This is a genomic window from Diaphorobacter sp. HDW4A, assembly GCF_011305995.1.
Lineage (GTDB): Bacteria > Pseudomonadota > Gammaproteobacteria > Burkholderiales > Burkholderiaceae_C > Diaphorobacter_A.
This window is the reverse complement of the sequence record NZ_CP049911.1, coordinates 21,879-41,510: the sequence shown is the minus strand read 5'-3', so window position 1 is coordinate 41,510 and position 19,632 is coordinate 21,879. Positions and strand designations below refer to the sequence as shown.

Sequence of the window (19,632 nt, the reverse complement as noted above, 5' to 3'; positions counted from 1 at the left end):
AGCGCAGACCGGTGCTTGCCAATTGGGGCATGCGCCAATGGTGCGCGTGTGCCAGTGCTGGCACAGTGGATGCCCATGGTGGTCGAGCCTCAATCCCTGCAGAGCCTGAGCGCAGAAGAGCTGCGTGAGCTGACCACGCGCCTCATGACGCAGCTGCGCCACCAGAGCGCGTTGCTGGACAAACTCACGCACGAGAACGCGCTCTTGAAGCGCATGAAGTTCGCAGCTCAATCCGAACGCTTCAACCCCGAACAGAAGAGCCTGCTCGAAGACGAGATCGAGGCCGACCTGGCAGCCGTGGCCACCGAGATCGATGCGCTGCAAGAAGCGCAGGCGCCCGCCAAGGTTGAAGAGAAGAAGGTTCCCAAGCGCGCGCCGCTGCCAGCCAACCTGCCGCGGCGCGAGATCCGCCACGAGCCCGACTCGACCACCTGTGCCTGCGGTTGCCAGATGAAGCGCGTGGGCGAGGACGTGGCCGAGAAGCTGGACTATGTGCCTGGCGTCTTCAGCGTCGAGCGCCACATCCGGGGCAAGTGGGCTTGTGCGAAGTGCGAGACGCTCACCCAAGTCCCCGTCGATCCGCACATCATCGACAAGGGCATCCCCACCACCGGGCTGCTGGCGCAGGTGCTGGTGGCCAAGTACGCCGATCACCTTCCGCTGTACCGCCAGGAAGCGATCTTTGGTCGAGCTGGTCTCGCGATCCCGCGTTCCACGCTCGCTCAGTGGGTGGGCGCGTGTGGCGTGCAGTTGCAGCCACTTGTGGATGCCATGAGAAACGAGCTGCTGCAGCACCGCGTGCTGCATGCCGATGAGACGCCGGTGTCCATGCTCAAGCCGGGCAACGGAAAGACGCACCGGGCCTACCTCTGGGCCTATGCCACGGGTGCCTTCGAGAACACCAAGGTGATCGTCTACGACTTCTGCGAATCACGCTCGGGCGAACATGCCCGGCGCTTCCTGGGCGACTGGAGAGGCAGCCTCACCTGTGACGACTTCAGCGGCTACAAAGCCTTGATCGCCAGCGGCGTGACCGAGGTCGGTTGCCTGGCGCACGCGCGGCGCAAGTTCTTCGATCTGCATGCAGCTAACCAGAGCCAGATCGCCGAGTTCGCGCTGCAGCAGTTCGGTCGGGTCTACGAAATCGAGCGCGAGGTCAAGGAGCTCAGCGCCGATCAGCGCCGGGCCATCCGGCAACAACAAACGAAGCCGCTGCTCGATGCCTTGCACCAGTGGATGCTGCTGCAACGCCAGAAGGTGCCCGAAGGTTCAGCGAGCGCCAAGGCGCTGGACTACAGCCTGCGGCGCTGGGTGGCGTTGACCCGGTTCGTCGACGATGGGCAACTGCCTTTGGACAACAACTGGATCGAGAACCAGATCCGGCCCATTGCCATTGGTCGCAACAACTGGCTCTTCGCTGGCAGCCTGCGCGCGGGCCAACGCGCCGCCGCCGTCATGAGCTTGATCCAGTCAGCGCGCATGAACGGGCATGACCCCTACGCCTACCTGCGCGATGTGATGGCACGTCTGCCCATGCAGCGCGCCAGCCGCATCCATGATCTTTTGCCACATCGCTGGCAGTCCACCACTGCTTCAAATCTGTAGCGGAGGCGACTGCCTCTCCATTGCCGCAATCAGCGGGCAACGGACTTTGCCTCTCCCAGAACTGCAGAGATCGATCAGTTCAGAGAGTACGGCTTCCATTCGGTGCAGGTCTGCAAGCTTGAGTTGAACTTCGGCGAGCTTGGACTCTGCGTGTGTACGGGCTTGAGCGCAGCTCGCACCATCGTCGAGTTGCAGCAACTGCGCGGTCTCATCCAGGCTGAACCCCAGCCGCTTCGCAGTCTTGATGAAATGCAATCGCGATAGGTCATTCTGGTCATATCGCCGAATGCTGCCCTGGGGCCGTTCTGGCTCGGGCATCAGCTCCTTGCGTTGGTAGAACCGTATGGTCTCTACATTGACACCGGCCGCCTTGGCCAGATCACCAATGGTCAAGCCGGGGTGGGCATGCGGAAGAGGAAGGCTCATGGTGCTTGACTCCGTACCAATGTACGGGACTAAGCTTAAGCCATGTCAACAAAATCTACAGACATTTCTGCCCGTGCCACTGGCGGTGGAAAGGCCTTGATCGCGGGTGGCCTGTCCGCGCTCCTTGCGTCCGCCTGCTGCCTTGGCCCTCTGGTGCTGATCATGCTGGGCATCTCTGGAGCATGGATCAGCACGTTGACGCTGCTGGAGCCGTACCAACCACTGTTCATTGGTGCAGCCACTATCGCCTTGATCTTTGCGGCGCGCCGGATATGGCGCCCGGTTGTGGCCTGTGAAGCGGGACAGGTATGTCAGCGGCCGATGGTCAGCCTCTCCTACAAGGTGCTGTTTGCCCTGGTGACCCTGTTGCTGGTGGCCGCGCTGGTGTTCCCCCTGTTCGCCCACTGGTTCTACTGATGAAAGGCTCCGACATGAAGCGGTTGATCATGACCACTGCAGCACTCTTGCTGCTGACGCCCGGCTGGGCTGCCCAACAAAGCGTCACTCTGTCGGTGCCCGGCATGAGTTGTGCCACTTGCCCCATCACGGTGAAGAAGGCACTGACCCAGATCGACGGAGTCATTGGCGTCAAATCCAACCTGGCCAAACGAGAGACCACGGTGGTCTTTGATGACACCAAGGTCAAGGTGGACGTGCTGACCAAGGCCACCACGGAAGCTGGATTCCCGTCATCTGTTGCCCCGGCAAAGCCGTAATGGATTTGATCTTGGACTCTGTTCTGACGTGCCCTGAGTGTGGGCATGCCAAGAACGAAACAATGCCGACGGACGCGTGCCAATGGTTCTACGAGTGCGAAAGTTGCCACACGGTCTTGCGCCCAAAACCGGGCCATTGTTGTGTGTTCTGCTCGTTCGGTTCGGTGCCGTGCCCTCCAATCCAGGCCGGTGGCGACGAAGCTTGCTGCGGCTCCAAAACGTAGGGGTCACTCCACCTCTGCGACTTCCAGCGGTAGATCAGGGTGGGGTGCCCGGACGCTTACCCCAGGGTGTCCACAGACAGCAGAATCTGGGCACCCGTAGGGGCTAGCTAGCGACAGGACGGTGTACGGAACTACGGGGCAACAGACTATGCGGTACACGCGGCGGGAAGCGCATCAGGCATGCGCGGGTGGTTCTTGACCGATCAAAACATCTGCTGGAATACCCAAGGTCATCAGACGACGGATCATTGTCACGGAGAGCTTTCGGGTGCCCTTGAGGACCTCGTAGACGCGGTTGCTTGGCCCAATGTAAGGAGCCATGTCGGCGACCGTCATGCCGCCTTGTTCCATCCTGAATTTGATGGCATCGATGGGGGTCGGCAACTCAATGGGGTAGTGCTTCTTCTCGTAGGCTTCGATCAGTGTCACCAGGGCCTCGAACACAGCCTCCTCGTTGCTGCCGGGAGAGGGTTCTGCTGCTGCATCAAAGAAGGCTTCGGCGGCTTTCAGAGCTGCCTTGTAGTCGGCGTTGGTGCGGATGGGTTGGAGTTGATACTTCATGATTTGCGCTCCACGATAGTCACGTCGATCTGGTCATACTCTTTGTGCGTACCGACAAACTTCACAAAAAGGGCACCTGCGCGGTACATGACGGCCACCACCAGACGGTAATCGTTGCCCTTGATGTTGAACACCACCCGGTTGTTACCGACAAAGCTGGCATTGCGATACTGCGCCTTTATGTCCGCCGGAGTCTTCCAGTTGGCGCGAAGGGCTTCGGCATACCAGCCCTGCAGAGGCTCCTTGGCCTTGGGGTGTTGCTCCCAATATTCTCGCAACGTGGACAGGGCGATGATTCGCATGGGATATTTTAGTACCAATTTGGGACTATGACAAGAAACTGCCTCGGTGCGTCATACAGATCACCGCAAGTCAATGGAACAGCGTTGATGAAAGTCATTTTTTCAAGCGTTTTTTCAGGGGAATGATGGGCGCTTTTGCCCGCAGCCTCCCATTGCGCTGATGTAATTCAGCCCCTTGAACGGCAACGACTTCTGACTGCAGCCGCTGCAGCAGGGCGTTGGCTTTCAACAGATCCTTCAAAACAACGGCTTTTTCTTCTTGCGTAACAAGCAATTTGTCGTCAAGCACCCTTGCTCGCTCATCGCATTCAGCGAATTGCTTTGCAACCAGCTTCTCTTGAGCGTCCAACTGGGCCTCCGCCGATTTGGTAGCTTGGCGAGCACGGTCGATTTCCGCCAACAAGCGATGCTCCTGCGTCTTTGCTCGCTCTTCGATGCGCTCACGCTCCTTGCGGTGCTCTTCGTCCTTGACCTGGGTGAACTGACGCATGGCATCCATTGCTATGCGCTGCTTGGAGAGATCCGAGCGCAGCAATTCCGCCTCCTCGGTCTTGGCATGAAGCATGTGCTTGAGCTCTTCCAGCTGACGTCCAAGTTGGAGGATTTGTTGGTCTTTGGCGAACATGGCTGACTCGAGGGCCGAGGCGCGTTCTGCAAAGCGCTGCTTTTCTGCAGCGAACTGCTCTTGCCGGGACTGCAGTTCCGTCGCTTCCAGTACAAGGGCCAATTTCTGCTCGGCCACGTCGGGGTCCCCTCGTTTTCAGTGCAATAACTGGCGGTACGCAAACCCAGCACTGGCGCGGGGGTGGTGTTGGTAGATCGTTGATTCTGTTGGCTTTCCTGTTCACCTTCAAATCCGGGATTCGTGGCGTCAAACCGTGATCGGTTTCATCCGTTGGTGCCAGTTATCGGTGCTCCCTGCCGCGAGGGCAGGATTTGGTCGGCATAACGGTCAACAGGAAAGCGGAACACGCCTCGCAGGTTGATGCTTTCCAGCCTGGTGGGAGCAATTTTTCCGATCAGTTCCGGCGGAATGGCCTGGCGGCGGTTCGACCAGCGATCCAGAACAGCCTGCATTTGTGACGTGTTCCACGCCATGACGATGTTGGCCAGCAGACTCAACGCGTCGGCCACAGCCTGCATTTCGTCCACACGTTTGGCCTGTGCCGGGCTGATCCGGCCGGTGTAAATGGCGCGCTTGAGGGCGTTGACCGCCTCCCCCGGTTGAGCACCCGGCGCAATTCATTCCTGAAAGCGTCCTTAACAAAGTAGTCGGCAAGGAACGCGGTTCGCAGCAAACGTCCCAATTGCACGCCAGCGTCATAGATGGGGTCACCCTGGGCAGCAGAGCCAAACCGCGCCAGTGCTGCCACCGCACTGGCGTGACCACTCATGACCGAAGCCGCCAGATGCACCAGGCTGTCCCAATGCTTTTCGATCAGGGCAACGTCAACATTGGCCTCGCACACCGCAGCTATTTCGGCTGGCACCTTGGCGCCGCGAGGCACGAACAGGTGGCGTTGTTTCAATTCCTTCAACCGCGGGCAAAGATCAAAGCCCAACAACCGGGCCAGTGCCATCGCAAAATCGGTGTAGCCGTGGGTGTCCACCGCCAGTTGGCTGGTTTCAAGGCGTTCCTGACGTATGACGCCTTCAATGGCCACGCCAGCTTGGCGCTCATTGAGCACGAAGGGCTGTGCGTGAAAGATTCCCCAGCGGTCGCGTACATGGGAGTAGATGCCAATGGAGGGCGTGTTGCGCCGGGGATCAAGCCGGGCCTGCCATACCCGCTTGGTTGTCTCCATGCTCATCATGTCAGAAGACGCCAGGTCTGAACGGCCCCAAGTGGTGGCGATCGGGTGGCGTTGCATAAACTCCAGCACCGCCTGGCAAGCCTGACTCAGACGGCGTTCGTCCCGTGCCCAGCGCATGGCCTGGCGGATGCTGGTGGCAGACAACTGCGGAATCATGCGCGCGCATTCGATGGCTGTCAGACTGGTGCCGTGGGCCATGATGCCGGCATAGACCATCAGCAGTTCCGCTGTTGACCGTGGTTCACGGCCGAGCATGATCCAGCTGAAGCGCACCTGGGCGTCAACGGCCAGAATCACTTCAGGCAATTGCACTTCGCCGATGCGGTGATCCAAAGCCGCCCGTAGCTTGGTGACTTCGGGGTCTTCGTCTTCGGCGGGTAAAACTGAGAGGTGGAGTTCATCGTCGACGCGCAGTACGCCACTGCGTGCCGCCGCAGCCACAGCATCGACACCTGCAGTTACCTTGGCCAACAATGGCTTCAGAAAGGTGGCCGCCTTGCCGGGCAGCGACAGACGGGCATAGTGCTTCTTGGACTCGTCCTTCCAACGTTCGTCCGTGAAGAACAGGCGTGCACGGCCCCTAAAACTCAAGCTGTGCTCGATCCAGACCGATCCATTGCGCACCGCGCGGCGCAGGGCAAACAAGGTGGCAACCTCCAATGCCCGAAACGCCCGTTCCCGGTCTGGGCTGGATATGGCGGCTTGCCAGACCTTCCCCAGGCCTGGCGCGACAACGCCATCCGGCAACTTTCTGATGTTACTGGCGTAATAGGCGCTCAATTTCGTCAGGGCGTCGATGGTGGGATGCTCTCCGGTGGCTTGCCATGGAAGCTTTGCAATTGCCACAAGCAGTGAGCGTACGGGGCGAATGACATCAATCAATCCTTCGCGCACAAGGGAGGCCCGACTGGGTGGCTTGCGTTTCTGGGTTTCGATGACCAAGGCTTCAAGCCGTGCGCGCAGCTCGGCGTCCGGCACAGCGCCCTGGGCGCTCAAGGCCACGAGTTCGGCCAGTAGCGTTTTGTACATCGCCGCCCAGTTGACGGTGGCGGGGACCTCGGCAGCGGTCTGGCGCCACAGATCGGCAATCCGGCGCTGCACCATCAAAATCAACTGGTCCGTGGTGGTGAACAGGCAATACCGCAGAAAGCAGGCGACCTCCACGGTGCGCGCGGGTTCCTTGATCTTGGCGCCGGCAGACGGCGGCCGAGAGACTAGTCGGCGCGCGTAACGGCGCAAGATGAGATCGGGGATGTCGGTCAGGTGTTTATGAACGTCCAGCTCGTACAGCAGATCGATGCGTTCAAGTACCTCGCTGATTTGGCGGGTTGAGTGCTTGGCCGGCGCCGACCACAGCCAGCTTTGTTGGGTTTGTCCATCTGGGCGCAGCTCTGCAACCGAGGTTCGCCACCGATCAAGGGTTGCCGGATCGACGCTGGCGGCGATTGCAGCACCTGTCTCCGCTTCGAGCTGGGTGAGTGCGCTCGCAATCAAAGTCCGGATGGCCCGCTCGTGCACGATCACCAGCTTATTCTTGTACAGCCATTGGCGGGCCCTCCCGAGCAGTTGATCGCGGTCGGCGCAACGGGCCACTTCGTCCCGCAGTTCACGCACCAGGGAGCGGCGTTGGTGCTCGCTCATCCACCGAAAACCAAGGGCCGTGCACGCTACTTGCTGGTGATCGAACAGTGTCTTCTCCCGCCCGTACAGCGTGCGCAGCGAAGCCACATCAGGGGTGGCAATGCCAAGTTCCTCGCTCAAGTGGCGCCACAGGGCGACGGGAACCACCCGAAAGGCATACAGCAGGCGGCCACTCATGCGCAAAAACCCGATATGCAGCGCCAGACCGAGCTTGTGGGCGTCACCCCGGCGCGCATTGATTGCCTCGCGCTCTGCACCATCGAAGGTGAAAAACGCCTTCATCTCGAAGTCACTGATATCGCGGGGCAGCTCACGCATCCCCAAAAACGTCGTTTGCCAGTCCTGCATCGTGAACCCCATTAGTGGGAGGCCACGATACCCGTTTGAGAAGTGAACAGGAAAGCCAACAGAATCAACGATCTACCAACACCACCCCCGCGCCAGTGCTGGGTTTGCGTACCGCCAGTTATTGCACTGAAAACGAGGGGACCCCCATTTGGCAAAGCCGGCGTCGCACCGAAGCCAACCCGGCCTTCAATCGACCCGGTGTTACTGGTTTGCTGGATGCCGTGATTGCTTCACAGAGCACCAACGCGTTCGTCAATGCAGTGCTGGTCACTCTGAAACCTGGTCATGCGCCGGACGAGGTTGCCGAATCCATCCGGCGCTGGAAACGTTTGACGGTCTACACACGGGCACAGATGGAAGACATCCTCGTCGGCAAGTTGATCGCCACGTCGGCCAAGCAGATCGGCATGTTCTTGGTGATTCTGGCCATCGTTAGCGCGGCCATCGTTGCCTTCATCATCTATTCGCTGACGATGGACAAAATCCGCGAGATCGCGGTGTTGAAGCTCATCGGCACACGCAACCGAACCATCGCCGCGATGATCATGCAGCAGGCGCTCGCCCTGGGCGTGATTGGTTTCGTGGTCGGCAAGATCACAGCCACTTTCTCAGCGCCCCTGTTTCCCAAGTACGTACTGCTGATGCCGTTCGACTCCATCGCCGGTTTTTTCGCCGTGCTCGTGATCTGCGTTCTAGCCAGCATCGTCGCCATTCGCATGGCACTCAAGGTCGACCCGGCCGAAGCCATTGGAGGTTGAGATGAGTGGCAAAGGCATTCGCATCGAAGGTTTGAGAAAACGTTATGGCGAGGGCGATACCGCGGTCAATGCCTTGAAAGGCGTGGACATGCAGGTGGCACCCGGCGAGGTGGTGGGCCTGATTGGCCCTTCCGGGTCCGGCAAGAGCACGCTGCTCAAATGTCTGGGCGCGGTGATTGATCCGACCGCCGGTCGCATGACGCTGGGCGATGAAGTGATCTACGACGATGGCTGGAAAGTCCGCGACTTGCGCGCCTTGCGGCGCGACAAGATCGGTTTCGTTTTCCAGGCACCATACCTGATTCCGTTTCTCGATGTCACCGACAACGTGGCGCTACTGCCGATGCTCGCAGGCGTCGCGAATGGGGAGTCGCGCGCGAAGGCACTGGAACTGCTCACCGCGCTCGATGTGCAACACCGGGCTCGCGCCATGCCCTCGCAACTCTCCGGTGGCGAGCAGCAACGGGTCGCCATTGCGCGAGGTTTGGTCAATCGCCCTCCGGTGATCCTGGCTGATGAGCCCACAGCTCCACTAGACAGTGAGCGCGCCATGGCTGTAATCCGCATCCTCAATGACATGGCTCGGAAGTTCGAGACCGCCATCATCGTCGTCACCCATGACGAAAAGATCATCCCCACTTTCAAGCGCATCTACCACATCCGCGACGGTGTGACCCATGAGGAAGCTGGCGAAGGGCGGGAGTTCGAATGAGAGAACGATTGAATTACAGGAGAATTTCATGACCCACCGCAAACACAGCCACGCATTTGGAACTATCACCCTGACCGTTACGGCCTGCCTGCTTTTATGGGGTTTTCAGTTGCCAGCTTGGGCTGGTGACGCTACCCAGGTTGAGCCACTGGCGCTACGCAAGATCATGCAGGAACTCGGGCGCAACATGCAGGCTATTACCGGTGCGATTTCGCAGGAGGAATGGGTTCAGGTCGTTCAGCTCGCCCCAAAAGTTGCTGCACACCCCGAGCCACCGCTTACTGAAAAAATGCGCATCCTTGCTTACCTCGGCGCTGATGCGACCAAGTTCACAAACTTTGACGCGCAGACTCACGAGGCGGCGCTGGCCATGAAGCTGGCTGCTGCGAGCAGCGACGGCAAGGCGGTGATCCAATCATTCGCCCACGTGCAGGAAAGCTGCTTGGGCTGCCACCAAGCTTTCCGTAAACCTTTCGTGGAGCATTTTTATGGAGCACGCTAAAACATGCCAGCGCCCCATCAGCCTCGAAAGACGGCTTGCGGCAACTTACCTGGTAGCTGGTCTGGTCACCGCCGGTCTGGCCGGTTGCGCCGCCGGCCCTGATTTTCAGCGTCCCACCGCACCCGATGTGGCTCGCTACACTGCAACACCGGTGGCTGATAGAACCGCGTCCGCTCCCACGCAGTTCGGCGAAACACAACGTCTAGTCGAAGGGCTTCCGATCGAAACGCAATGGTGGCAAAGCTTGGGTTCATCCACACTCGACGGACTGATCAACGAAGCTTTCCATGTCAGCCCGACGCTGGCGAGCATCAGCGCCAATTTGCGACAGGCGCAGGAGCTTCTTGCCGCACAGGCGGGCTCGACGCAATATCCACAGGTAGATGTCGCACTGGGATCTCAGCGCCAGCAAATGAGTCCCAGTAGCCAAGGGTTGAGCGGAGACGCACGTCAATTCAGCCTCTACAACGCCAGCGTTGGCGTGCATTACAACCTCGATCTGGCTGGCGGCAACCGGCGCGCACTCGAAGCCTTGGCTGCTCGCGCCGACTACCGTCGCTTCGAACTGAATGCTGCGCGCCTGGCCCTTGCCGGCAACATGGCAACCGCTGCCATTACCCGAGCACGCCTCGCCGCGCAACTAGAAGCCACTACTGCCATTTTGCGCGTGCAGGATGAGCAACTGCGCCTAGCCCATGAACGCGTGCGTATCGGTCAGGCCTCACCTGATGAAGCGTTGAGCCTACAAGCTCAGGCGGAGCAAACGCGGGCAGAACTGCCTGCGCTGCGTAAACAACTGCAACAAACCGAACATCTACTGGCGGTGCTAGCCGGTCGTGCCCCAGGCACGGGTGGCATCCCGGCCTTCACTCTGGCCGATTTCACTCTGCCCGTCGAGATGCCGCTCGTCGTGCCCTCAGAACTGGTGCGCCGCCGACCGGATATCCAGGCGTCAGAGGCGCTGTTGCATGCGGCCAATGCAGACTATGGTGTGGCTGTCGCCAAGCTCTACCCACAGATCAACCTGAGCGCCAACCTTGGCTCTCAAGCGCTGACCACCGGTACCCTGTTCGGTGGTGGCTCGGTAGTGTGGGGCCTGGTTGCGCAGCTCACCCAGCCTCTTTTTAATCCAGGGCTACCCGCTGAAAAAAGAGCGGCGCTCGCCGCTTTTGATGCCGCCGCAGCCAATTACCAGAGCGTCGTATTGGAGTCTTTGCGTAACGTCGCCGACACCCTGCGCGCGGTGGAAAGCGATGCACAAACTTTGACTGCCCTCGCTGCCGCTGATATGGCTGCACAGGCCTCCTTGCAGTCGGTCGAGCGGCAATACCGGCTGGGCGCGGCCAGCTACCTGCAACTGCTCATCGCGCAGCAACAGGCACAGTCAATCCGGATCAATATGGTTGCGGCCCAGGCACAACGCCTAGTCGATAGTGTTGCTTTATATCAGGCCCTGGGAGGTGGTGTCAGTTAAGGCTATACCCTAACCTGATGTCAGATGCTGGGCGCAAACTACGTCAGAATAGAATTACAGTTTGCATTTATTGACACAAGCTGCCAAGGGTAATAGATTTCATCCTGACACTTTCACCTTTGGAGGCATCTTGCAAGGTCAACGCATTGGCTATGTCCGCGTCAGCAGCTTCGACCAGAACCCTGATCGGCAACTGGAGCAAATCGATGTCGGTAAGGTCTTCACCGATAAGGCTTCCGGCAAGGACACGCAACGTCCCGAACTTGAAAGGCTGCTGGCCTTCGTCCGCGAGGGTGATACCGTGGTGGTGCACAGCATGGACAGGCTGGCACGCAACCTTGATGACCTGCGCCGCATCGTTCAGGGGCTGACACAACGAGGCGTGCGCATGGAGTTTGTTAAAGAAGGGCTGGCGTTCACCGGCGATGACTCACCGATGGCCAACCTGATGCTGTCGGTCATGGGGGCTTTTGCGGAGTTCGAGCGCGCACTGATCCGCGAACGCCAGCGCGAGGGGATCGCGCTTGCCAAACAGCGTGGCGCCTACCGGGGACGAAAGAAATCGCTAAACAGCGAACAGATTACCGAGTTGAAACGGCGAGTCGCGGCTGGCGATCAAAAAACCTTGGTGGCCCGTGACTTCGGCATCAGCCGCGAAACCCTGTACCAGTACCTGCGGGAGGACTGACCATGCCGCGCCGCTCAATCCTGTCCGCCACCGAACGCGAAAGCCTACTGGCACTGCCAGATGCCAAAGACGAACTGATCCGGCAGTACACGTTCAACGAGACTGATCTGTCGATCATCCGCCAGCACCGTGGCCCCGCAAATCGATTGGGCTTCGCTGTGCAACTTTGCTACTTACGATTTCCCGGCATCTTTTTGGGCATCGATGAGCTTCCGTTTCAGCCCTTGTTGCGCATGGTGGCCGCACAACTCAAGGTGCCAGTGGAAAGCTGGAACGAGTATGGTCAGCGCGAGCAGACACGGCGGGAGCACTTGGTTGAGTTGCAAACGGTGTTCGGATTCAAGCCCTTCACCATGAGCCACTACCGGCAAGCCGTCCATACATTGACCGAACTGGCCTTGCAGACCGACAAAGGCATTGTGCTGGCCAGCGCCCTTGTCGAAAACCTGCGGCGGCAGAGCATCATCCTGCCCGCCATGAATGCCATCGAGCGCGCGAGCGCCGAGGCCATCACCCGTGCCAACCGGCGAATTTACGCGGCGTTGACCGATTCTTTGTTGTCGCACCACCGTCAGCGCCTAGATGAACTTCTCAAGCGCAAGGACGGCAGCAAATTGACGTGGCTGGCATGGCTGCGCCAGTCGCCCATCAAGCCGAACTCTCGGCATATGCTTGAACATATCGAGCGCCTCAAGGCTTGGCAGGCGCTTGACCTTCCCGCAGGCATCGAGCGACAAGTTCACCAGAACCGCCTGCTCAAGATCGCCCGAGAGGGCGGACAGATGACACCCGCCGACTTGGCCAAATTCGAGGTGCAACGACGCTATGCCACTCTGGTTTCGCTGGCCATTGAAGGCATAGCTACCGTCACCGACGAAATCATCGACCTGCACGACCGCATCATTGGCAAACTATTTAACGCCGCCAAAAACAAGCATCAGCAGCAGTTTCAGGCTTCCGGTAAGGCGATCAATGACAAGGTGCGGATGTATGGCCGCATCGGCCAAGCCTTGCTGGAAGCCAAACAGAGCGGCGGCGATCCGTTCGCCGCCATCGAGGCAGTAATGCCGTGGGATACCTTCGCAGCCAGCGTCACGGAGGCGCAAAAGCTCGCGCAACCGGAGAGTTTCGACTTTCTGCATCGCATCGGTGAAAGCTACGCTACGTTGCGCCGTTACGCGCCGCAGTTCCTGGACGTACTCAAGCTTCGGGCGGCGCCAGCCGCCAAGGGCGTACTCGATGCCATCGAGGTGCTTCGCGATATGAATAGCGACAACGCCCGCAAGGTGCCCGGCGACGCGCCGACCGTATTCATCAAACCGCGCTGGGCCAAATTGGTGCTCACGGACGATGGCATTGACCGGCGTTACTACGAGCTGTGCGCCCTGTCGGAGCTGAAGAACGCGCTGCGCTCAGGAGATGTCTGGGTGCAGGGTTCGCGGCAGTTCAAGGACTTCGATGAGTACCTAGTACCGGTCGAGAAATTCACCACCTTGAAGCTGGGCAACGAATTGCCGCTAGCAGTGGCCACCGATTGCGATCAGTATTTGCACGGCCGACTGGCATTGCTGGAACTGCAGCTTGCCACCGTCAACCGCATGGCTGCGGCCAATGATCTGCCGGATGCCATCATTACCGAGTCCGGCCTGAAGATCACGCCGCTGGACGCGGCAGTGCCGGAGACTGCACAAGCCATAATCGACCAGTCGGCGATGCTGCTGCCACACGTAAAAATTACCGAACTGCTGATGGAAGTTGATGAGTGGACAGGCTTCACCCGGCATTTCACGCACCTGAAGACCGGCGACACGGCCAAGGACAAAACCTTGCTGCTGACGACTATCCTGGCTGATGGCATCAATCTTGGACTCACCAAAATGGCTGAGTCCTGCCCTGGCACGACCTACGCCAAACTGTCGTGGCTGCAAGCTTGGCACATCCGGGATGAAACGTATTCGACGGCACTGGCCGAGCTGGTGAATGCGCAGTTTCGACAACCTTTCGCCGAAAACTGGGGCGATGGCACCACATCATCGTCAGATGGCCAGAATTTCAGAACTGGTAGCAAGGCCGAGAGCACGGGACACATCAACCCGAAATATGGCAGCAGCCCAGGACGGACTTTCTACACTCACATATCCGACCAATACGCGCCTTTCAGCGCCAAGGTGGTCAACGTCGGCTTGCGCGACTCGACCTATGTGCTCGATGGCCTGCTGTACCACGAGTCTGACTTGCGTATCGAGGAACACTACACCGACACAGCGGGCTTCACCGATCATGTGTTCGGCCTGATGCACTTTCTGGGATTCCGGTTCGCGCCGCGCATCCGCGACCTGGGCGACACCAAGCTGTTCATTCGCAAGGGCGATACTGCCTACGATGCACTCAAGCCGATGATTAGCAGCGACAGGCTGAACATCAAGGCTATTCGCGCTCATTGGGATGAAATCCTACGGCTGGCCACTTCGATCAAGCAGGGCACGGTGACGGCCTCGCTGATGCTGCGCAAGCTCGGCAGCTATCCGCGCCAAAACGGCTTGGCCGTCGCCCTGCGCGAGCTGGGGCGCATCGAGCGCACGCTGTTCATTCTGGATTGGCTGCAAAGCGTGGAGCTGCGCCGCCGCGTCCATGCGGGGCTGAATAAGGGCGAGGCGCGCAACGCGCTGGCCAGGGCCGTCTTTTTCTACCGATTGGGTGAAATCCGCGACCGCAGTTTTGAGCAGCAGCGCTACCGGGCCAGCGGCCTCAATCTGGTGACGGCGGCCATCGTGTTGTGGAACACGGTCTATCTGGAGCGTGCCACCAGTGCTTTGCGTGCCCACGGCAAGGCGCTGGACGACACGTTGCTGCAATATCTGTCACCGCTGGGGTGGGAGCATATCAACCTGACCGGCGATTACCTATGGCGCAGCAGTGCCAAGGTCGGTGCGGGGAAGTTCAGGCCATTGCGACCGCTGCCACCGTCTTAGCGTGCTTTATTTTCCGTTTTCTGAGACGACCCCATTAAAAAGATTCCCAGTCCCCATCTGCGCCTCCGGCCGCCTTAGGCTTGGCCGCACTGTTGAACGGCGCTTGGCGCACGGGCGCAGCCGCCTTGGGAGCGGACGCAGCCGCCATCTTGACCTTCAGCTCCTTGGCCAACTGAATTACGGCCGTACCCAATTTTTGGGACGCTTTGGAGAAGCCCGTGTTGTTCTCCAACTGTTTTTCGGCTTCTTCGTAAGCACCCTGGTTGATCAGGTGCGCCACCTTACCTGCTTCTTGGTGAAATTGACGATGCGATTCCAGCAGATTCACAAAGGATGGCTTGCCGCCGTATTTCGATCCACCGGCGCCATACAGCCACTCGCCAAGATCACAGCAATCGTCTTTAAAAAGAGTGTCAGCATCAAGAGTTTCTCTCTTAGCAACAGCGGTACGCAACCTGGCACGCCAGTTGGCATGGGACTGAATGGCGTTGTCCAGATTCACGCCCAAAGAGGTGCCGCCGTGCCCGCTATCATCTGCAATGCGACCAAAGGCCTTAGTTGCTGGTGCAGCCACGCGGGTCGGCGCAAAGTGCGCACGTGGTGCCGCAGCCTGTGCACGGCGGGCCTGCGCGCGTTGCTCATCGGCAGGTGACAACTTGAAGAACGCCACGGTGCTAACCAAGTCTTGCGCTTGGCCGTTAAGGCTGCCAGCCGCTGCGGCCATTTCTTCCACCAAGGCCGCGTTCTGCTGAGTGACTTGGTCCATCTGTGTCACAGCTTCGCCCACTTGGCTCACGCCCTGGCTTTGTTCGTTGCTGGCAGCACTGATCTCGCCCATGATATCGGTCACGCTACGGATGGCGGTGACGACTTCTGTCATGGTTGCCCCCCGCCTGATCAACGAGCACGGTGCCTTGTTCGACCCGCTCTACGCTGGCAGTGATGAGACTCTTGATTTCCTTGGCCGCGTCGGCTGATCGGCCTGCCAGATTGCGGACCTCACTGGCCACCACGGCAAAGCCGCGGCCTTGCTCACCCGCGCGAGCAGCTTCCACGGCGGCGTTCAGCGCAAGAATGTTGGTCTGGAAGGCAATGCCATCAATGACGCTATGATGTCGCTGATCTTGCGTGAGCTCTCATTGATACCCTTCATGGTTTCAACCACCTGGCCCACCACCTCGCCGCCATGCACGGCCACCGTAGAGGCGCTCATGGCCAATTGGTTGGCTTGGCGGGCGTTGTCCGGATTCTGGCGCACGGTGGAATTGAGTTGCTCCATGGATGCAGCGGTCTGCTGCAAGGCACTGGCTTGTTGCTCTGTGCGCGCACTCAGGTCGTTGTTGCCCTGGGCAATTTCTGACGAGGCCGTCTCCACGTTCTCAGAGCCTTCACGCACATGGCCCACGATGCGCGACAGGCTTTGCTGCATCTCCGCCAGGGCGTGCAGCAGGCGGGCAGGCTCGTTCTTACCCTGGGCGTCGATGTCGATCGACAAATTGCCCCGGCTGATTTCCTCTGCGGCCTCTACCGCGCGCTGCACCGGGGTGGTGATGGAACGCGTGGCCCACACGGCAAACAGCAGCCCCAGCAGCAAGGACACTCCTGCACCGACGCCCAGCGTCCACTGGCTTGTGACAGCTGCCGTCAGAACAGACTTCTCAAGCGCAATCAGTTCGTCATGGGTGTATTTAGTGACAGCTTCAAGTGCGTTAATGTAGTTCTGCGCCAGCGGGCGTAACTCGCTATCCACCTGTGCAAAAACGTCTTCTCCGGCTTTCTTGCGCTCCAGCAACTTGGCCCGTACAGCGAGGTAGGTCTTGCGAGCCGCCGCCACATTGGCCAACAACTCCTTGCTCTTGGCTCCCTCCATCAGCGCTTCCAACTTCTTTTGTCCTTCAGTCACCTCCTTGGTGGTGGCAGCCATCTCCGCGCCCAATGATGAGATGTACGCAGCATCCGATGTTTTGAGCGCCGCTGAGGCTCGTGCCCAGTTCAAATCAATGGCGGCCTTCCAATTCATGGCTAACTCATTGCGCTCAATTTCTATGGATGAAATGCGCACGGTGGCTTCTTTGAGGGTCGAAAGACGCCAAACGCCGAAAGTGGCAATCAAGGCCGTGATCAAAAGAAGGAGGCCAAATGCCAATCCCAAGCGAGTACCAATTTTGAGGTAGTTCATCGTGTCTCTCTATAAAAGGCTTATTGATGCAGCTATGCGGCCTTGCCGGATAGATGTCGCATGGGGCAATCAGGCGATCAATTCAGGCGCCAGTTCTGCGATAGCTTGATAGTGGGAAAGGAACACCTGCCCGCTGAGGCCATTCAGAAATTCGGTTTTTCTCAAACGGTCCATCACGGGGCCCTTGACTTCTGAGAGATGGAGCCGCACACCAGCCCCGCGTAAGCGCAGATCGATAGCTTCCAAGCTTTCCAGTGCACTCGCATCAATATCGTTGATGGCCGAGCACTGCAATATCACGTGCACCAACCCGTGGCGGCTGGCAACGGTGCTGTTGATGCGGTCTTCCAGCGCGCGTGAGTTGGCGAAGTACAGGCTTTCGTCCACTCGCAGGCTCAGCACCCGTGGGCTCACCGCCACTGCATGGCGCTGCACATTGCGGAAATGCTCGGAGCCGACGACAAGACCCACCTCGGCCATGTGCGGGCGACTGGTGCGGTAGAGATAGAGCGCCAGGGATACTCCTACCCCCAGAATCAGCCCAGTCTCAACGCCCACAGTGAGGGTGGTCACCAGCGTGGCCACAACTGCAGAAAAGTCGGACTTCGCGTAGTTCCAAGTCTTGCGAAGGATGCTGAAATCCACCAACGAGAGTACCGCTACCACGATGGTGGCGGCTAACGTAGCCTGTGGCAGGTAGTACAGTACGGGGGTAAGAAACATCGAGGCCAGTGTGATACCGGCTGCGGTGAATACGCCGGCAGCGGGTGTTTGCGCCCCAGCGTCAAAATTAACTACCGAGCGTGCAAAGCCACCCGTGACCGGGAAGCCACCGGTTAAGGCCGCCGAGAGGTTGCTCGACCCGAGTGCTACCAGCTCCTGGTCGGGCTCGATGCGCTGGCGCCGTTTGGCCGCTAGCGTCTGCCCGACCGATACCGACTCCACAAAGCCGACCACGCTGATGAGCAGCGCCGGCACTAGCAGCGCCTGCCACAGGCCTAGATCCCACAGAGGCAGCGTGAACGGCGGTAAACCCTGAGGCACGGCGCCCACGATCTTCACGCCTTGAACTTGCCAGTCCAGCGCCCAGGTGAGCAGCGTTGTCACGGCGATGGCAGCCACCGGCCCAGTCTTGGCCGCCACGTCGGCCGCGCGCGGCTTCATGCCCAATCGCTGCAGCAAAGGTTTGAGACCGCTGCGCACCCAGAACAAAAATGCGACGGTTACCGCTCCAATGGCCAGGGTCAGCACATGCACCTGGCCGAGCTGTGACATCAAGGACAGGCTCAGATCCAGGAAATTGTGCCCTTCGGCGCTCACACCCATCAACGTCTTGAGCTGGCTGGCCGCGATCAGGATGCCCGATGCCGAAATGAAGCCTGAGATGACCGGATGGCTGAGGAAGTTGGCAAGAAAGCCAAGACGTAGCAACCCCATGGACAGCAGCAGCAGGCCCGAAAGAAAAGCCAGCGTGATGGCTACTGCCCAGTATTCGGGTGTACCAGCCGGGGCATGTTGTCCGATGGCAGCAGCTGTCATGAGCGAGACCACCGCCACCGGCCCCACCGCAAGCACGCGGCTGGTACCGAACACCGCATATAGCAGTAGCGGCGCAACGCTGGCGTAAAGACCCACCTCGGGCGGCAAGCCCGCGAGCATGGCGTAGGCGAGGCTCTGAGGGATCAACATGATGGTGACGATGAGTGCAGCCACGCTATCACTCACCAGAGCCTCGCGGTTGTACGCTCGCCCCCATTGCAACACAGGCAGTGAAGGCAACATGCGGCGCCAGGATGGCATTGTGATCATCGAAAGATACCTGCGTAGGCGTTAAACATCACGACTTCGATGGCGGCACGGGTGGTACCAAACTGGTTAGGTTGAATCCGGCCTGGGCGGCCCGATGTACGAGATCTGGCCAGGGCGTTGAACCCACTTGCGAAAGCGCCCAAAGCAAGGCTGATCGTGTACCGTTGCGGCAGAAGGCCAGCACAGGGCCAGGCAACTGTGTCAGCAAGTCACCAAAATCGCGTCCGTCCTGCGCGCGAACGCTACCCGAGACGAAGGGCAGATAGGCCAGCTTCAGTCCAACTGCGTGTGCAGCCGTCGCAATATCCTGTGAGCTGAACTGCCCTGAGCTTTCACCATCAGGACGGTTACAGACTAGGGATTTGAAGCCGGCGGCAGCAATCGCCTGAAGGTCGTCCGGAGAGATTTGCCCAATGACCGACAAGATGTCGTATGGGGGTATGGCGTTGAAAGGCGTCACCTCACGCTCCCATACGTCGACTCGAGCCTGCGCGCTCGGCGATTTCAAAAATTACCATGCCCAAGAGCATGGCCGCCACGAAAACCGCAGCCTTCAATTCGCCCGAGCCCATTGACACGATACCCGGACCAGGGCAGAAACCTGCCAGCCCCCAGCCCGCACCAAAAGTCAGGCCGCCGATGAGCAGGCGCTTGTCGATCTGCGTTGACTTCGGTAGGTGCAGGGCACCGCCCATGAAGTTGGTGGTTCGCTTGCGCGCCAGCGCAAAGGCGAAAAAGCCCACGGCAATCGCGCCTCCCATGACGAAGGCCAACGAAGGGTCCCAAATGCCGAATAGGTCGAGGAAGCCCAGCACTTTTGCCGGGTCGGTCATGCCGGAGAGCAGCAGGCCCAGGCCGAACAGTAGGCCCACAAAGAACTCGGTGATGCGGTGCATGTAGA

16 protein-coding genes and 4 pseudogenes are annotated in these 19,632 nt (G+C 59.5%); 10 read left to right on the top strand and 10 right to left on the bottom strand.

Features of this window, described 5'->3' with window-relative positions; genetic code table 11:
• Positions 1 to 75: 75 nt before the first annotated feature.
• The gene (locus G7047_RS29630) at positions 76 to 1,605 is read left to right on the top strand and encodes an IS66 family transposase (protein WP_166311894.1); all 1,530 of its coding nucleotides are present in this window, start codon (positions 76 to 78) and stop codon (positions 1,603 to 1,605) included.
• On the opposite strand, the gene merR is transcribed toward G7047_RS29630, so the two are convergent.
• Complete coding sequence (gene merR / locus G7047_RS29625; RefSeq protein ID WP_056265803.1) at positions 1,594 to 2,031, bottom strand: Hg(II)-responsive transcriptional regulator; 438 nt, start codon at positions 2,029 to 2,031, stop codon at positions 1,594 to 1,596. The genes G7047_RS29630 and merR overlap by 12 nt on opposite strands.
• Before the next feature lie 42 nt (positions 2,032 to 2,073).
• Between merR and merT the strand changes: the two genes are divergently transcribed.
• From merT to G7047_RS31265, 3 genes are read left to right on the top strand one after another with little or no spacing between them, the layout of a single operon-like run.
• Complete coding sequence (gene merT, locus G7047_RS29620) at positions 2,074 to 2,448, top strand: mercuric ion transporter MerT (RefSeq protein ID WP_056265800.1); 375 nt, start codon at positions 2,074 to 2,076, stop codon at positions 2,446 to 2,448.
• A 14-nt stretch (positions 2,449 to 2,462) separates the two neighbouring features.
• Entirely contained in the window at positions 2,463 to 2,747 is a 285-nt protein-coding gene (gene merP / locus G7047_RS29615) for a mercury resistance system periplasmic binding protein MerP (RefSeq protein ID WP_056265797.1), read from the top strand.
• The gene (locus tag G7047_RS31265; RefSeq protein WP_082585479.1) at positions 2,747 to 2,971 is read left to right on the top strand and encodes a GDCCVxC domain-containing (seleno)protein; all 225 of its coding nucleotides are present in this window, start codon (positions 2,747 to 2,749) and stop codon (positions 2,969 to 2,971) included. Before merP ends, G7047_RS31265 begins: the two co-directional genes overlap by 1 nt.
• Positions 2,972 to 3,145: 174 nt before the next feature.
• Here G7047_RS31265 and G7047_RS29605 read toward each other — a convergent pair whose 3' ends face one another.
• The 4 genes and pseudogenes from G7047_RS29605 to G7047_RS29590 all read right to left on the bottom strand — a co-directional run bounded on the left by G7047_RS29605 (position 3,146) and on the right by G7047_RS29590 (position 7,637).
• Positions 3,146 to 3,532, bottom strand: coding sequence for a type II toxin-antitoxin system HigA family antitoxin (locus G7047_RS29605; RefSeq protein WP_166312341.1), 387 nt, complete (start codon positions 3,530 to 3,532; stop codon positions 3,146 to 3,148).
• Positions 3,529 to 3,834: a type II toxin-antitoxin system HigB family toxin gene (locus tag G7047_RS29600; RefSeq protein ID WP_166312340.1), complete on the bottom strand. Its 306-nt coding sequence runs from the start codon at positions 3,832 to 3,834 to the stop codon at positions 3,529 to 3,531. The genes G7047_RS29605 and G7047_RS29600 overlap by 4 nt, the downstream gene beginning before the upstream one ends.
• A gap of 94 nt (positions 3,835 to 3,928) precedes the next feature.
• Positions 3,929 to 4,576: a hypothetical protein gene (locus G7047_RS29595; RefSeq protein ID WP_166312339.1), complete on the bottom strand. Its 648-nt coding sequence runs from the start codon at positions 4,574 to 4,576 to the stop codon at positions 3,929 to 3,931.
• Positions 4,577 to 4,722: 146 nt separating this feature from the next.
• A pseudogene (locus G7047_RS29590) lies at positions 4,723 to 7,637 on the bottom strand (Tn3 family transposase).
• Between the two features lie 146 nt (positions 7,638 to 7,783).
• Here G7047_RS29590 and G7047_RS29585 point away from each other — a divergent pair.
• From G7047_RS29585 to G7047_RS29560, 6 genes and pseudogenes are all read left to right on the top strand, one after another.
• Positions 7,784 to 8,395: pseudogene (locus tag G7047_RS29585) on the top strand (ABC transporter permease); the annotation flags it as partial.
• Position 8,396: 1 nt separating this feature from the next.
• The gene (locus G7047_RS29580) at positions 8,397 to 9,107 is read left to right on the top strand and encodes an ABC transporter ATP-binding protein (RefSeq protein ID WP_003056107.1); all 711 of its coding nucleotides are present in this window, start codon (positions 8,397 to 8,399) and stop codon (positions 9,105 to 9,107) included.
• A 28-nt stretch (positions 9,108 to 9,135) separates the two neighbouring features.
• The gene (locus G7047_RS29575; RefSeq protein WP_144373924.1) at positions 9,136 to 9,609 is read left to right on the top strand and encodes a cytochrome c; all 474 of its coding nucleotides are present in this window, start codon (positions 9,136 to 9,138) and stop codon (positions 9,607 to 9,609) included.
• On the top strand, positions 9,596 to 11,083 hold the full coding sequence (locus tag G7047_RS29570) for an efflux transporter outer membrane subunit (protein ID WP_166312338.1): 1,488 nt from the start codon (positions 9,596 to 9,598) through the stop codon (positions 11,081 to 11,083). Before G7047_RS29575 ends, G7047_RS29570 begins: the two co-directional genes overlap by 14 nt.
• A gap of 130 nt (positions 11,084 to 11,213) precedes the next feature.
• The gene (locus tag G7047_RS29565; protein WP_034377874.1) at positions 11,214 to 11,771 is read left to right on the top strand and encodes a recombinase family protein; all 558 of its coding nucleotides are present in this window, start codon (positions 11,214 to 11,216) and stop codon (positions 11,769 to 11,771) included.
• A 2-nt stretch (positions 11,772 to 11,773) separates the two neighbouring features.
• Positions 11,774 to 14,743 (top strand): Tn3 family transposase, encoded by a 2,970-nt coding sequence (locus G7047_RS29560; protein WP_166312337.1) that lies wholly within the window; start codon positions 11,774 to 11,776, stop codon positions 14,741 to 14,743.
• A gap of 34 nt (positions 14,744 to 14,777) precedes the next feature.
• Here the strand turns inward: G7047_RS29560 and G7047_RS31415 are convergent.
• The 5 genes and pseudogenes from G7047_RS31415 to G7047_RS29540 all read right to left on the bottom strand — a co-directional run.
• A pseudogene (locus G7047_RS31415) lies at positions 14,778 to 15,158 on the bottom strand (CZB domain-containing protein); the annotation flags it as partial.
• A gap of 144 nt (positions 15,159 to 15,302) precedes the next feature.
• Positions 15,303 to 16,922, bottom strand: a pseudogene (locus G7047_RS31255) (methyl-accepting chemotaxis protein); the annotation flags it as partial.
• A 69-nt stretch (positions 16,923 to 16,991) separates the two neighbouring features.
• Entirely contained in the window at positions 16,992 to 18,722 is a 1,731-nt protein-coding gene (locus G7047_RS29550; protein ID WP_166312470.1) for a SulP family inorganic anion transporter, read from the bottom strand.
• A gap of 37 nt (positions 18,723 to 18,759) precedes the next feature.
• Entirely contained in the window at positions 18,760 to 19,191 is a 432-nt protein-coding gene (locus G7047_RS29545) for a TIGR01244 family sulfur transferase (RefSeq protein ID WP_240939623.1), read from the bottom strand.
• Position 19,192: 1 nt separating this feature from the next.
• Complete coding sequence (locus G7047_RS29540; protein ID WP_166312335.1) at positions 19,193 to 19,627, bottom strand: DUF6691 family protein; 435 nt, start codon at positions 19,625 to 19,627, stop codon at positions 19,193 to 19,195.
• Positions 19,628 to 19,632: the final 5 nt, after the last annotated feature.

Coding starts and splice junctions, on each gene's coding strand:
- G7047_RS29630 (WP_166311894.1), top strand. CDS start 76: ATGGTGGTCGAGCCTCAATCCCTGCAGAGCCTGAGCGCAGAAGAGCTG.
- merR (WP_056265803.1), bottom strand. CDS start 2,031: ATGAGCCTTCCTCTTCCGCATGCCCACCCCGGCTTGACCATTGGTGAT.
- merT (WP_056265800.1), top strand. CDS start 2,074: ATGTCAACAAAATCTACAGACATTTCTGCCCGTGCCACTGGCGGTGGA.
- merP (WP_056265797.1), top strand. CDS start 2,463: ATGAAGCGGTTGATCATGACCACTGCAGCACTCTTGCTGCTGACGCCC.
- G7047_RS31265 (WP_082585479.1), top strand. CDS start 2,747: ATGGATTTGATCTTGGACTCTGTTCTGACGTGCCCTGAGTGTGGGCAT.
- G7047_RS29605 (WP_166312341.1), bottom strand. CDS start 3,532: ATGAAGTATCAACTCCAACCCATCCGCACCAACGCCGACTACAAGGCA.
- G7047_RS29600 (WP_166312340.1), bottom strand. CDS start 3,834: ATGCGAATCATCGCCCTGTCCACGTTGCGAGAATATTGGGAGCAACAC.
- G7047_RS29580 (WP_003056107.1), top strand. CDS start 8,397: ATGAGTGGCAAAGGCATTCGCATCGAAGGTTTGAGAAAACGTTATGGC.
- G7047_RS29575 (WP_144373924.1), top strand. CDS start 9,136: ATGACCCACCGCAAACACAGCCACGCATTTGGAACTATCACCCTGACC.
- G7047_RS29570 (WP_166312338.1), top strand. CDS start 9,596: ATGGAGCACGCTAAAACATGCCAGCGCCCCATCAGCCTCGAAAGACGG.
- G7047_RS29560 (WP_166312337.1), top strand. CDS start 11,774: ATGCCGCGCCGCTCAATCCTGTCCGCCACCGAACGCGAAAGCCTACTG.
- G7047_RS29550 (WP_166312470.1), bottom strand. CDS start 18,722: ATGCCATCCTGGCGCCGCATGTTGCCTTCACTGCCTGTGTTGCAATGG.
- G7047_RS29540 (WP_166312335.1), bottom strand. CDS start 19,627: ATGCACCGCATCACCGAGTTCTTTGTGGGCCTACTGTTCGGCCTGGGC.